This is a genomic window from Candidatus Epulonipiscium viviparus (assembly GCF_030708075.1).
Classification (GTDB): Bacteria; Bacillota; Clostridia; order Lachnospirales; family Cellulosilyticaceae; genus Epulonipiscioides; species Epulonipiscioides viviparus.
This window is the reverse complement of the sequence record NZ_CP117982.1, coordinates 1,469,743-1,483,788: the sequence shown is the minus strand read 5'-3', so window position 1 is coordinate 1,483,788 and position 14,046 is coordinate 1,469,743. Positions and strand designations below refer to the sequence as shown.

Here is a 14,046-nt window from a genome sequence, read left to right as displayed (position 1 = left end):
CCATACAATATAGCGTCAACAACGTTGTATTTGTGTGGCTCTCTTATTTTAGGAGGTGTATTTATAGTGAATAAAACAATAGCAATCATCGGCATTACTGCAATAGGAATAATTATAGTAGCAAAACATTTGCTATCATCTGAAGAAAAAGTCGTTATTCCTGAATTACAAAAACCAAATTGGAGGGCACAAATGCATATTACAAACGAAAACTATGTTCCTTATATTGATCAATACAGTATCATTCGCGATACAGATACGCTTGGAGGTGCTTTTCGCAAATATTATTCCAAATATATAGATTACATCGCACCAAATGGCAAGCCTATTCGCATACTTGCACAAGACAAAGTTACAGATTCACAGGTTTTATATGCGTACTCATTGCTTGAATTTTATCTCAAAAACTTAGGAAAAGATGTAGCAAATAAAATGGCCGACAATGACGCTATTTTGGTAATGCCCAACGGCGCCGACCGCGATGGCAATACAAGTGAAAAAGCCTTAATTGGTCAACCGCAATTCCAAGACGAAACTGCCAATGTAGGATCCCAATGGTACATGGAAAATGATTATACACACAGAGATTCAACTTACGAGGAAGTGTTTCATCTCGTTCATGGTTTTGGTATCGGAATGGTTACAGATCAGCGGATGCCAGGTGGGGCTCCCGAGCTAGCACACAAAATATATGTCGCACAACAAAATGCCGTACCGACTGATCGCAAATTGTGGGGTAAAGAGGGACTATGGCTTTTAGGAATGGACGAAGACAGTTTGACTGAATGGGAGAATGAACCGGGTACCCTAGAATCCGAATATATCATTAGTGTAATTGATGCGTATTATGGCAACTGGGAAGCGTTTGATGGCGGTGGCGCATTATTCGGCGAGTATATTGCAAAAACAAGAGATGAAGTCGCAGAAAAAGATCCGATGGGATATGAACTAATAACTTCTTTCTTGCCGGAATATATCAATACCTTCATTCCGGTAGATACAAATTTCACAGGCACTTTTAATATGAACTATGATTCAAACCAACCCTATACTTTTAAATCTCAATATTTGCAACACTTGATCTTACAAGGCCAAAACGCAGTCAACATCATCGGCAATGAACAAGATAATATTTTTATGGGCAATGCAGGAATCAATAAAATCGACGGTGGTAAAGGTAAAAATGTCGTGCAGTTAAGAGGCATGTCTTCTGAATATAGCACCACCACCAACGACGGCGTTGTAACAGTTAGAGACACCGTTGCTAACCGAGACGGAGAGCTAATACTCACAAATATACAAACTCTACGATTTATTGATAAAGATATCACACAACACTGAAAGCGAGGTTACTACAATGATCATATTACCTATAGCAAACGAAAATATACATTTAATTCCAGATACAACAAATTTGGATATTATAGGAAATGTAGAAATCAGTTACTTAGACAGTACTTTTAGATATGCAGTCAATTATTTCAGTAATGCGCAAGCTTCATCTTTTCCTACTTCTAAGCCCAAAAGCATTTTCGAGTTAAATGAAAATCGCTTTGGATACGTATATCTTGATGATAGAAATTATGTCGGACATTCAATTGTAGAAAATCGATTTAATAACACTTTGTATATCGAAGATTTTGCTATACATTCGGATTATCGTGGCAAAGGATATGCGCACAAACTTATGGACTTCATTATAAGCAATTCCAAATATAACGGAATTTCATTAGAAGTTCAAAATACGAACGTGGTTGCGTTTCTATTTTATATGAAATACGGCTTTTGTATTGGTGGATTCGATACACTATTTTATGAGAACACGGTACAAAAAGGCGATATAGCAATATATTTATATTATTCAATTTAAACAAAAATGGAGGCACCCTAATTAGGCACCTCCAATACACATTACTTTTTATAGCCACATTTTGGACAAACTCCTTTTTCGTTTAGCGCAATACCACAAAGTGGACAACGGTCAATATTATTTTTAGTTTCAAATTCAGCAGATGCGGCATTTACACCACTACTAAACGTGATTTTTGCAATATTAAGTTGATCCTTTAGCAGCTCATAAACTATTTTGATAAAACCTTCAACAGTCATCGATTCTTTTGTAACTACTAAGCGACAGTCAGGGTATGCAGTAGCAAGTTCGGTTTTAAACGCCGGCCCTTTCATCGTGTTTTGAGGCGCACCATTCTTTATGCCTGTATCTTCGTAAACCTGAAGAATTGCAGGCAAAAGAGGGTCATCTTCTCTTAATACTAATGCGTGATCAAAATTCTTTAGAACTGCCCAAGCCGTTTTTTGTATTTCGTTACATGGGAATACCATATTGACGCCAGCGTTAATGCTATCTTCTACCTCAATGGTTAATATACCCGTGTGGCCATGTAGATACTGAGCTTCTCCTTTAAATCCTAGAAATCTATGCGCATATTGCAAGTCAAATGTTGTAATGCTTCTCATAACACATCTCCTTTTTATTGTAATATGTTTTTTAATGTATCATAACAATGTTGTCTCTGTCAAGAGTCCAATAATTATAATTTCAGCCTGCTGCGCTTTCGTAATTTTCAACATATTATTAACGTAATTTACCGCAATAAATCATGTTAATATTTTGATTAACAACATAGTCATTGTTGCTATTATACAAGTCAATACTTTGTCTTATATATATTTTGCCAAAGTTCATATTTTTTATATATTTGCTATTGACTTCTGAGTTGAATAAGGGTAATATTAACTTAACAATAACGCAAACAAAATCATTTATTTTACTAAACGCCAAGTAAATATTTTTATTTATTAATTTAAAAGGAGAGAACAAACATGTCTATTGAACGCTATATTGATTATTCACCATTAAAACCAGGAGATAAACTAGAGGACGTAAAAGCTATTATCAAAAAAGGTGTTGCCAACAATTATGCCGGTGTTTGCGTTAGGCCTTGCGATATAGATATTGCTGTTGAACTTTGTAAAGATTCCGACACTGTACCTTGTTGCGTGCTTGATTTTCCTCATGGAACAGGTGGATTAGAAGCTAAAATTGCTCTTACTGAAATTTATTGTAAAAAAGGCATCAAAGAAATCGACATGGTCATGAACTATGGTTACGCTCGTTCTGGACTTTGGAATATTGTTGCGGATGAAATTCGTGGAGTTGTTACCAAAGCTCATGAATATGATGCCATCGTTAAAGTTATTTTTGAAATTGGATACTTAACACCCGAAGAAATTGCCAAAGCTACCGAAGTTTCTATCGAATGCGGTGCGGAATACATAAAAACTTGCACCGGTTTCTTTGAGCCAGTAACAGAAGAAGCAGTTGCCATCATGTTAAAAACAGCTAACGGTCGCGCAAAAGTTAAAGTTTCTGGACCTGGTATTTTTGATTATCCAACAGCACAAAAATTCCTTGATATGGGTGCGCATAAACTTGGTCTTGGATATGGTTTTGCTGATTCTATTTATGACGAGGCAAGAGGTATTGCCAGCAACAACGCAGCGGATCCAAATTCTTACTAAAGATATATATTAGCCGGTATGTTTTAGACTTGCTTACCCAACATAGAAAGGAGAAATTTAAAATATGTTCGAAATAATTAATATGTTAGGTCCGGTATTACCTATAATTGTTTTAGTTATTTTAGGAAAAATTCTAAATTACAAGCAATATATTTTGCCAGCAACAATAGCTGAAATAAAAAAATTCTTACTTAATATTTGCTTACCTTGCACACTTTTTAATATGACATTATTCATGCACATCGAAGCTAACTCTTTTTTGATGATCGGTTTAAGTTACGTCATGTTATGTGTATTCCTTGTTGGAGGAAAACTCTGTAATTTTATTCCATTTTTAAGGAATAAATTCAATCCATACATTTGCTCTGGAACAGGATTTATGCTTGTAGGTATGGCGTTATACACTATGATTTATGGTACAGATAATTTAGAAATTTACTCATTTATTGGCGTTGGTAACGAATTGTTTGTATGGACTGTATATCTAGTATTATTTAAATTTGAAACATCAGAAACCCACAAATTTGATTTAAGTACAGCAAAAAATATTATAAAATCACCGCTTATTTTAAGTATGGTTTTTGGTATGATTTTAAATCTCTTAGGCGTTGGAGATCTTCTCAACTCAAACGAAATAGGCTTAGGTATCCTAAAATCAATCACGACTCTTTCTGGTCTTGCATCACCACTTATCTTAGTTACTTTAGGTTATGGACTTACCTTTAAAGCAAAATATCTAAAAGAAAGCATGAAACTTGTGATTTCAAGACTAATTGTTATGTTTGGACTAGGCTTTTTATTCAAATTTTTAGTTATCGATTTCTTCTTTGAACCAAGTCTCATTTTAGATTTATCGTTCATAGGATTCTTCGTGCTTCCTCCAATGTTTACACTTACTTTACTCGTAGAAGGTGTTAGTTCAGAAGAAGAAGTGGAAATCGTAAACAGTGCAATTGGTATTTCCACTATAATCAGTATCATTTTACTTATTATCATATCATTTATCATACCACCAGAAAGTATTGCCGCATTAGCTAATAATTAGAATAGGAGAAAATTATGAAAAATATTAATGGCAAAGTTGTTTTTATAACCGGAGGCTCACAGGGTTTGGGAGCTAGTATTTCCAAAAGGTTTGCAGATGAGGGCGCTAAGATTGCTATTTTCAGTATTGATACTGCTCTCGATAAAAAATTAGAAGCTAAATTACAGTCGAAAACAGAAGTTCTTTTCATAAAAGGCGACACAAGAAACTCTGCAGATATCAAGAATGCAATGAAAATTATTTTGGCAAGATTTGGAACACTTGACTTTGCTATAAACTGCGCCGGCGTTACTGGTGATATGCATCCATTTGTTGATATGCCAGAAAATGAGTATGACTTTGTTATGGATGTCAATGTAAAAGGTGTTTTTCTTTGTATGCAAGAAGAACTTAAAATCATGCTTAAAAATAAATCAGGAAAAATCGTAAATATTGGTTCAGAGGCTACCTTTACAGCTGGCCACCCTCTGCGTTCAGTTTATTGTATTAGCAAACACGCTTTAGGTGGGTTAACCAGAAACGCCGCCATTGCATATGCCGATACAGGAATTAACATTAACGCTATCGCACCAGGAACTATGCTTACTCCATTGGTCGCAGCTTTTCCGAAAGATCAACAAGACGCGTTAGCTAACACTAGACCTACAAAAAGATTTATTAGTATTGATTCTGTCGCAAGCATGGCTGTATACCTTTGTTCAGATTTAGCAAATGACATGGTAGGCTCCATTGTTAATATGGATGGTGGCAAAACTGCAATGTAATTAAAAGTGAGAGGAGAGGCAGTATGAGTTCCAAAATGAAAGCAATATGCATCACCGCAGCAAAACAAATAGAAATCATCGATCAAAATATACCAATCCCAGGCCCTACCGATGTCCTTATAAAAGTCGCAACATCAATGCTTTGCACTTGGGAACAACGTGTGTTTTTACAAATAATGCCATTGCCATTACCATTTGTTGGCGGCCATGAATTCGCAGGAGAAATCGTTGCTATTGGCTCATCTTTAAGAGAAGAAGATTTTCCTATTGGATCAAGATGCGCGGCAGCACTTACGCATAACTGTGGGGTGTGTGAAAACTGTCGTCGTGCCGATGGAACTAGATGCAAATACACACATGACCTCGAGTATGTGGAAGGGCGTAGTGGTCTTGCAGAATACGTACTTGCTGATGCCAAAAATACGTATTTATTCCCCAATGATATATCTTACGAAAGAATAATGTTTACCGAACCTTTAGCTTGCGTTATCACTGGGCAAGACAAATTTAATATCGAGCTAGGAGATAATGTCGTTATTCAAGGAGCTGGAATTATCGGCATCATGCACGCACAAGTCGCCATGCTTAAAGGTGCGGTTGTCACCATTATCGAGAGAGATGAGCAAAGACGCCAAAATGCACTTGACATGGGAATTTGTGATCATGCTTTAAATTCAGAAGCCTCAGATTTATGGGAAAGTGTTGATAAAATTACACGAGGCAAAAGATTCGAGATTGTAATAAACACTGTGGCAATTCCATCTGTTATCGCCCAAAGCATTAAACTTTGCAGTGAAAATGGAACTTATTTAATGTTCGGCAAAGTATTTCCTGATGAACCTATTGCCATTGATATCAACAAAATCCAAAGCTCCAATATGAAACTTGCCGGCACTATGGCAAGTGAAAACAGAGCATTTTTGAGAGCGGCAAAAATACTTGCAGCTGGCAAAATCAAACCAGAAACAGCTCTTTTATCTGAGCTTCACCCAATCACAAATGCACAGCAAGCCTTTGAAAATTCACTTCTTCCAACAACATTTAGAGTTGGTTTTAAATTTTTTGAATAACTACTTTTATATTCAAGGGGGAAATATATAATGAATAGTTTTGAGCTAAATTTTAATACAAAAATTGCGTTTGGAAAAGGCGTGGATGATAAAGTTGGTGAAACACTTAGCCGCGATAATGTAAAAAATGCACTTGTTTGTTATGATGTTGTTGCCGAGAAAAAAGGTCTTCTTGATAAAATCGTCAAACAACTTCAAGAGAACTCTATAAATGTAACTCTATTTAGTGATATTCGTTCAAATCCAGAACTTAAACTCGTTTATAAAGCTATTGATATTTGCCATAAAAACTCTATTGATTGCCTAGTTGCGATCGGTGGCGGAAGCGTTTTAGACTCCTGCAAAGCAATAGCTGTTGGTGCCGCAAACCCAGATATCGACATTTGGGATTGTTATTTAGGGAAAATTCCATCACCTCCAACAGCAATTAAGATCGCTGCTATTCCCACAACCGCTGCAACTGGAAGCGAAACAAACCCATCATCTGTTTTATCAAATGACGCAACAGCGCAAAAAAGAAGCCTCTTCAGTGATGCTAGCCGCCCAGCTTATGCTTTTATGAATCCCGAACAATTATATACATTACCACTTATGCAAAGAAACTGCACTGTTGTAGATATTTTTGTTCACACACACGAAAGGTATTGCGCTAGCAGAGGAGAAAATAAGGTTTCTGATACTTGCAGCGAAGGCAATATGAAAACTTTGCTCGAAGTAGGACCTACTTTTATCAAAGAAACAGACAATTATGATGCCGCATCAGAAATAATGTGGGCAGGCACCAATGCTTACTTATCTGGCGGACTTGGTGGTAAATTCGACTGGTCTACACACAATCTAGGACATGAAATTTCTGGTCACTATCATGATAAAATTCACGCAACAACTATTACTACTATGTGGGGGTATTGGGCAAAATATGTGTGCGATGCCAATGTAGAAAGATTTGCGCAGTTTGCACGCAATGTTTTTGGAGTTTCTAACTGCAACGACAAAGAAGCCGCAACCGAAGGCATCGAACGCACCATAAACTTTTTCAAAGAATACAATATGCCAACCAGTATTACCGAACTTATGGGCAGAAAATTTACCAGCGATGAAATAAACGAATTGGTAGACAGCTGCACCTATAACGGCGAGCGCAAAACAATCGGCGCATTAAAGCCTCTAGATAAAAATGATATTTTAGCTATTTATAATATGGCCAATGTCTAAAAACAAGAACTTTATCTCTCTTTGCGTAAATATTCTTGATTTTTGATACCACTTGTGTTAATATTCAGAAAATACTTTTTATATGGAGGCGATTATGACTTTAAAAGACATAGCCGTTATGGCAAATGTTTCCACAGCAACAGTATCTCGTGTTTTAAACGATAAAAATACTACTGCTGCTAGTGATAGCGTTAAGCAACTGATATTAAAAATTGCCGATGAAAATGGATATGTTTTATCAACTTCTAAAAATAGGGCACATACCTCTGAAGTGCCCAAAAAATTCCTTTATTGTTTATGCGCAAGACCATATAATGAATCCAAAGACGACAGCTTTTATGATCAAGTTATTGATGGCATCAATGAATACGCTATCCAAAATAACTATATCTTAAAAAGACGCATCGAACTTTTTGAACTCGAAGATGGGACGATAGACATACTTCTTGCCGCAGATGATCATTCTAACAAAAATTTAATAGCAATCGGTCGAACTAATAAACAAACCGAACTTCTTTTGCAAAAATCTTTCAATACAATTGTTTATGTTAGTCTTAATAAAATGCGCATCAAGTTCGATGACAATTTTGATCAAATATACTGCGATGGCTATGAGGTGTGTAAAGATGCCTTTTCATATTTATATAACCTACAACACAGAAACATTGCTCTAATTGGTCAAAAAGATGATATTAGATATAAGGGATATATTGACAGCTTACAAAGCTATAATCTTCCCTACAACAAAAACATGTTTATTAACACTAATTCTCTTACACTCAACGGCGGTAAACTTGCTATGCAACAACTTCTAGAGCACAAAACCGGTGTCACTGCTGTATTATGTATAAGTGATCGTATCGCTATTGGTGCAATTAATGCTTGTTATACGAATGGTCTAAAAATTCCAAATGACATCTCTATCATAGGCATAAACGATATCGAAATGTCGGCCTTCACAAAACCCACTCTCTCCACTATTCATATTCCGCTAAAAACGATGGGAATGCTTGCAGCACAAACTCTAATAAACCGTATAAACAAAGTTCATACAATACCCCTTCAAATATCTGTACCTTATTATATCCAAGAAAGAGAAAGCAGTTCAGCTTGTCTAAAATAACGAAAAGGAAGAATAAATATTATGATTAACATAGATGAAAATAAATGTATCGGATGTTCTAAATGCCAAAAATTTTGTCCAAGTGGACTTATTGAAATCCAAAATAAAAAGGCAATTATTTCAAATACAGGGGCATGTATTTTGTGTGGGCACTGTCAGGCTGTATGTCCCTCTTCTGCTATTTCATTGTTAGGTATTGATTACGAAGATAATCCTGCCTATCAAAATGTCGAGTACAATGATATTAAAAACTTAATCAAAAGCAATCGTTCGATCAGACGTTTTAAAGAAAATCTTGTTGAAGAAACATTAATAATGGATATTTTACAAACTTTAGAATATACTGCAAGTGCCAAAAACGAGCAACCTGTTAAGTGGGTACTCGTAAATGGATATGACAATGTAAAAGAAATTTCTAATATATCGGTAGAATACCTAAAACAGAACAATCTTTTTCCAGGGTTAATTGAATTTGTAAAAAATGTCAGAAACCCGATAACAGTAGACGCACCACATCTTTTAATAGCGTATACTGAGGCAAATGCTGTAAAGCCTTATGATGATTGCATGATTAAAATGAGCATGGCCACTATTCTTATGCACACGAAAAAAATCGGCTCTTGCTATCTTGGCTTTTTGGCAGATTTTATCAATAATTCTACCGAACTAAAGGAATATTTAAACATTACTAAATCGCAAACAGTATATTCGGTGATAGGTTTTGGCTACAGCGATGAAGTATATAGCAAACTCCCAACAAGGAAAAAACCTACTGTTACAATTATATAAATAACATATAAAAAAACTGTACTTTGAATTTATCGGGTACAGTTTTCTTTTTTTAACATTAGGTTGTCAGACGAGATAAAAGCACGCACGTCTCAACATGCGAAGTATAAGGAAACATATCAACCGGCTGCACCTTATTAACAACGTACCCATTCTCATACATAAATTTTACATCTCTAGCCAGTGTCGCGGGGTCACACGATATATATACCATCTTTGCAGGTGCGTTGGCAACGATAGTTTTTAAAAAGTCCTCTTCGCATCCTTTTCTAGGAGGGTCCACAACTACAACATCAAACTTTTCTCCTAACACCACATCTTCTGCATTACCCAATACAAACTCCACATTTGCTATTCCATTTATCTGTGCATTTTCGTTCGCATTGGCAACAGCCTGCGGAATTGCTTCTACCCCCACTACTCTCTTTGCCTCTTTTGCTAAGAATAATGAGATTGTTCCTATTCCGCAATACGCATCTAACACTGTTTCGCTTCCTGTCAATGCCGCAACACCCAATGCTATATCATACAATACTTTAGTTTGAACTGGATTTACTTGAAAAAATGATAGCAATGAAATTTTGAACGTCAACTCGCCAATCTTATCCATAATATAATCTCTTCCATCCAACGTTGTTGTTTGCTCTGCCAATATCACATTTCCCTTTGCAGTGTTGTGATTTAGCAATATTCCAGTTATCCCTGGGATTGCTCGAAGCCTTTCTACCAAGTCCTGTGCATGCGGCAACTTTTTGCCATTGATAACCAAACACACCATTGCTTCATCAAAATTTATACTATTTCGAATTACCAAATGCCGTGCCAAACCTTTGTGAGTTGCCTCATTATAGATCGAAATCTTATTATCTTTCAAAAACTTGCGTATCGCATCCACAATGACCCCATTCTTTTGATTCCCTATCACACAGTCCTCAATATCTACTACCTGATGACTCTTTGCTGCGTAAAAACCAATCTGAATTTTGCCATCCACTTCTCTTATTGGATATTGCGCTTTGTTTCGATAATGGATCGGGTTTTCCATTGCAATGGTAGGAAGCACTTCTACCTCCCTAATTTTGCCAATTCGTTCTAAACAATCTTTCACCTGCTTTTGCTTATATTTTAACTGAAACTCATACTTAATATGTTGCGCTACGCATCCTCCACATTTAGCAGCATAGACACACGGCGGTTCTGCTCTATGTTCTGAAGCTTTCACAAGCTCTAGGAGTTTTCCCACTGCATAACTTTTTGTGACCTTTATAATTTTTACTTTAGCCACATCGCCCGGCACTGCACCTGGTATAAAAACCGCCATGCCCTCATACTTTGCAACTCCACCTCCGTTGGCATTAATATCTATCACTTCTACAATATATTCTTCATTTTTTATCATAATAATTCCTTCACTCAACATAATAAAAAGGACACCATTATAAGTGTCCCAAAAAATAACTTATCTTTTATTGGCATTTCTTAAAAAAACAGGTATCTCTGGAGTTCCTTCATATGCTTGACGCGGATGCGAATTTGTTGACGAACGTGTTTCGACCTTTTTGAAACCCGACTGTGTATTCGTAATATTCTTCTTATTTTCAAGTCTTACTGGCACCACTTCTTTGTCCACAAATCCTGTTGCAATAACGGTAACAATAATGTCATCTTTAAGCTCTTCATTAACAGATGTTCCCAAAATTATTTCTGCATCTACATCCGCATCATTTTGAACCAAGCTAGCTCCCGCATTCAACTCTGACATTGCAAGTGTCGAGTCACCTGTGATATTGATCAGTACGCCACCTGCACCTTTAATTGTAGTATCTAAAAGAGGACTACTAGTTGCTTGTTTGATTGCCTCATCCACTCTATTTTCACCGCTCGCCTGGCCAATTCCCATATGAGCAATGCCTTTGTCACACATTATAGTTCTCACATCTGCAAAGTCTAAGTTAATAATCCCCGGCTTCGTAATTAAATTAGTTATCCCGCCAACGCCTTGCTGTAATACCGAATCTGCCTTCTTAAACGCGTCTTCTATTGTTGTATTCTTTTCTATCACATCTAAAATTCTGTCATTCGGAATTATTACCAGGGTGTCAACTGCCTTAATCAACTCTTCTATTCCGCGTTCCGCAGTTGCCATTCGCTTGCGTCCTTCAAATGTAAACGGCTTCGTTACAACGCCTACAGTTAAAATACCCTCTTGCTTTGCAATTTGCGCAATCACCGGTGCTGCTCCAGTTCCAGTGCCCCCACCCATTCCTGCAGTAATAAATAGCATGTCCGTATCTTTTATTGCCTCATAGATTGCCTCGTGGCTTTCTTCGGCAGCTTGATACCCTACCTCCGGATTTGCACCTGCGCCCAACCCGCGAGTAATTTTTTCGCCAATTTGAATTCTGGTATCTGCTTTGGATCTCTCTAGTGCTTGGTGATCAGTATTTACTGTAATAAATTCTACTCCACTAAGCCCTTCTGTAATCATTCGATCAACGGCATTATTTCCTCCGCCACCAACCCCTATAACTTTAATACGCGCTTCTTGACTTGTGCTTACATCATACATTTCCATAATAAGTCACTTTATCCTTTCGTCTATCGTTAATATAGCCTCGCCCGAATCTATATTGCGTAGATCCAAGACTCCCACACTATAATCCCTGTAGATTTCACTCAGCCAATTCATTTTTTTAGCTAGATTATCTACATTACCTAACTCAACTTTTAATTTTTTTATCTTCAATATAATATTTTCCAAATCCACTAAATTTATGCTATCAATATCCGAAAATAACCCATATGCTATAGCCGTTTGTGATATAAAATCTAATGTTAGTAACGCATCATCTCTGTATAAATTTATTTTTTCACCGATAGTAAAATTATTAATTGTTATGCCCTCTATTACAGGCAAGTCAAAATTTGGTTTTGCAGACTCTGCAAGCACAATAGCTTGGTCATCAACTAACACATATCTGCCATTAAATGGAATATATCCTAGAGGAGTCTTTTCAACGATGTCTAAAATTAATAAGTTTGGAAACTTTTTGGTTATCTTTAAGCTTTCAATAAAAGGTAAACTTTTCTTATATTTTTCCCATTTTCGATTGGAAATATTCAATATATGAGCGTTTTTTGAAATCCCCAAAACTATTTCTAGATCTCGTTGCGTATAATATGGCACTTCTCCATAACTTCGTACATTTATTTGAGCAATCTGAGCTTGCCATATCGGCAAAATAAACGTGACGGCCAATACAAAAATTACTCCCAAAATCACCTTTAGCTGTTTTGACATTAGCACTCCTCTCTTTGCTTTCTATTTTTCTATTTTTGAATACTTTGAAATATTCAGCAAAATCCCCAGCGCCGCAAGCAACACCACCAATGCTGTTCCTCCATAACTAATTAATGGCAGCTGCATTCCCGTTGTCGGAAACGTATTTGTATTTACCGCCACATTAATTATCACTTGCACTGCTATTAATCCTACCAACCCCACTGCCAGCAACGATCCAAACAAATCATACGCGTTTATCGCAATCATCAACCCTCGCATAATTAACAATGAGTATATTATCAACACGCATGCTGCACCCACAAACCCCAACTCTTCACAAATTACAGAAAAAATAATGTCGTTGTGTGGCTCTGGCAAAAATCCTTGCTTTTGTATGCTCATTCCCAATCCTCGGCCAAACAATCCTCCTGCTCCTATCGCATATAACGACTGAATGGATTGATACCCATTCCTTAGCGGATCGATCCATGGATCCAGCCACACTCTAAATCTATTAAGTCTATATTGCGGAAAAATTATTCCAATAATCCCGGTTGTTGGTACATCGCTCTCTGTCGTTGCGGCCAAATAGAGCGCAAGCCATACAAACCCTCCTGCACCTGCGGCTCCAATAGCGTAATACCATATCTCTTTCGTTGCCACAAACATCACTAAAACCCCAACCGCGCCTATAACAATGGCAGAACTCAAATTTTCAAACAACACCAACACTGTCGGAATACCCACTATCGCAAACCCTCCAACAGCAACCCAAAAATTGCTCAATTTATTCCTAAAATGCACTATAAAGGCCGAGATCATTATTAGCGTGGCTATCTTAACAATTTCTGATGGTTGAATTGTTATAGGCCCTAACACAATCCATCTTACCGCACCTTTTCTTTCGTCTCCTATCCATGGGAGCAAGGCCACTAGCGCATTTGCCGCTACATAAATAAAGGTTGCTATTCTCAGATTAGAAAATATCCTATAATCTACATTAAATCCTATAAACAGCATCACACACACTCCCATTACGGCAAACACTGCTTGCTTCTTCGCTATATTAAACGGGTCATTATACATGAGTATCGCGTGATAGTTGCTTGCACTATATACCATCAATACTCCAAAAGATACGATTACCAAAATTAATACAACCAACACGATGTCTATGTTTTTATCTTTCATCGACTACACCTCTTGCCATATTTACT

General features: G+C 36.8%; 14 protein-coding genes. 9 read left to right on the top strand and 5 right to left on the bottom strand.

Features of this window, described 5'->3' with window-relative positions; genetic code table 11:
* Positions 1-66 precede the first annotated feature (66 nt).
* Positions 67-1,341, top strand: coding sequence for a hypothetical protein (locus PCY70_RS06130; RefSeq protein WP_305768813.1), 1,275 nt, complete (start codon positions 67-69; stop codon positions 1,339-1,341).
* Between the two features lie 16 nt (positions 1,342-1,357).
* Positions 1,358-1,870: a GNAT family N-acetyltransferase gene (locus PCY70_RS06125; RefSeq protein WP_305768812.1), complete on the top strand. Its 513-nt coding sequence runs from the start codon at positions 1,358-1,360 to the stop codon at positions 1,868-1,870.
* A gap of 41 nt (positions 1,871-1,911) precedes the next feature.
* Here the strand turns inward: PCY70_RS06125 and PCY70_RS06120 are convergent, their stop codons facing one another.
* On the bottom strand, positions 1,912-2,475 hold the full coding sequence (locus tag PCY70_RS06120; protein ID WP_305768811.1) for a 6-carboxytetrahydropterin synthase: 564 nt from the start codon (positions 2,473-2,475) through the stop codon (positions 1,912-1,914).
* A 366-nt stretch (positions 2,476-2,841) separates the two neighbouring features.
* Between PCY70_RS06120 and deoC the strand changes: the two genes are divergently transcribed.
* From deoC to PCY70_RS06085, 7 genes are all read left to right on the top strand, one after another.
* The gene (gene deoC / locus PCY70_RS06115; protein WP_305768810.1) at positions 2,842-3,540 is read left to right on the top strand and encodes a deoxyribose-phosphate aldolase; all 699 of its coding nucleotides are present in this window, start codon (positions 2,842-2,844) and stop codon (positions 3,538-3,540) included.
* 64 nt (positions 3,541-3,604) lie between these two features.
* Positions 3,605-4,585, top strand: a complete 981-nt coding sequence (locus PCY70_RS06110) for an AEC family transporter (protein ID WP_305768809.1) — start codon at positions 3,605-3,607, stop codon at positions 4,583-4,585.
* 14 nt (positions 4,586-4,599) lie between these two features.
* Complete coding sequence (locus PCY70_RS06105) at positions 4,600-5,349, top strand: SDR family NAD(P)-dependent oxidoreductase (protein WP_305768808.1); 750 nt, start codon at positions 4,600-4,602, stop codon at positions 5,347-5,349.
* A gap of 23 nt (positions 5,350-5,372) precedes the next feature.
* The gene (locus PCY70_RS06100; protein WP_305768807.1) at positions 5,373-6,419 is read left to right on the top strand and encodes a zinc-dependent alcohol dehydrogenase; all 1,047 of its coding nucleotides are present in this window, start codon (positions 5,373-5,375) and stop codon (positions 6,417-6,419) included.
* Between the two features lie 30 nt (positions 6,420-6,449).
* Positions 6,450-7,634 (top strand): iron-containing alcohol dehydrogenase, encoded by a 1,185-nt coding sequence (locus tag PCY70_RS06095; protein ID WP_010166425.1) that lies wholly within the window; start codon positions 6,450-6,452, stop codon positions 7,632-7,634.
* Between the two features lie 94 nt (positions 7,635-7,728).
* Positions 7,729-8,757, top strand: coding sequence for a LacI family DNA-binding transcriptional regulator (locus PCY70_RS06090; protein WP_010166424.1), 1,029 nt, complete (start codon positions 7,729-7,731; stop codon positions 8,755-8,757).
* 21 nt (positions 8,758-8,778) lie between these two features.
* Entirely contained in the window at positions 8,779-9,546 is a 768-nt protein-coding gene (locus PCY70_RS06085) for a nitroreductase family protein (RefSeq protein ID WP_305768806.1), read from the top strand.
* 58 nt (positions 9,547-9,604) lie between these two features.
* On the opposite strand, the gene rlmD is transcribed toward PCY70_RS06085, so the two are convergent.
* From rlmD to PCY70_RS06065, 4 genes are read right to left on the bottom strand one after another with little or no spacing between them, the layout of a single operon-like run.
* On the bottom strand, positions 9,605-10,945 hold the full coding sequence (rlmD, locus tag PCY70_RS06080; protein ID WP_305768805.1) for a 23S rRNA (uracil(1939)-C(5))-methyltransferase RlmD: 1,341 nt from the start codon (positions 10,943-10,945) through the stop codon (positions 9,605-9,607).
* Between the two features lie 60 nt (positions 10,946-11,005).
* On the bottom strand, positions 11,006-12,121 hold the full coding sequence (ftsZ, locus tag PCY70_RS06075; RefSeq protein ID WP_029487856.1) for a cell division protein FtsZ: 1,116 nt from the start codon (positions 12,119-12,121) through the stop codon (positions 11,006-11,008).
* A gap of 6 nt (positions 12,122-12,127) precedes the next feature.
* Positions 12,128-12,847: a cell division protein FtsQ/DivIB gene (locus tag PCY70_RS06070; RefSeq protein WP_010166419.1), complete on the bottom strand. Its 720-nt coding sequence runs from the start codon at positions 12,845-12,847 to the stop codon at positions 12,128-12,130.
* A gap of 21 nt (positions 12,848-12,868) precedes the next feature.
* Entirely contained in the window at positions 12,869-14,020 is a 1,152-nt protein-coding gene (locus tag PCY70_RS06065) for an FtsW/RodA/SpoVE family cell cycle protein (RefSeq protein ID WP_305768804.1), read from the bottom strand.
* Between the last annotated feature and the right edge of the window lie 26 nt (positions 14,021-14,046).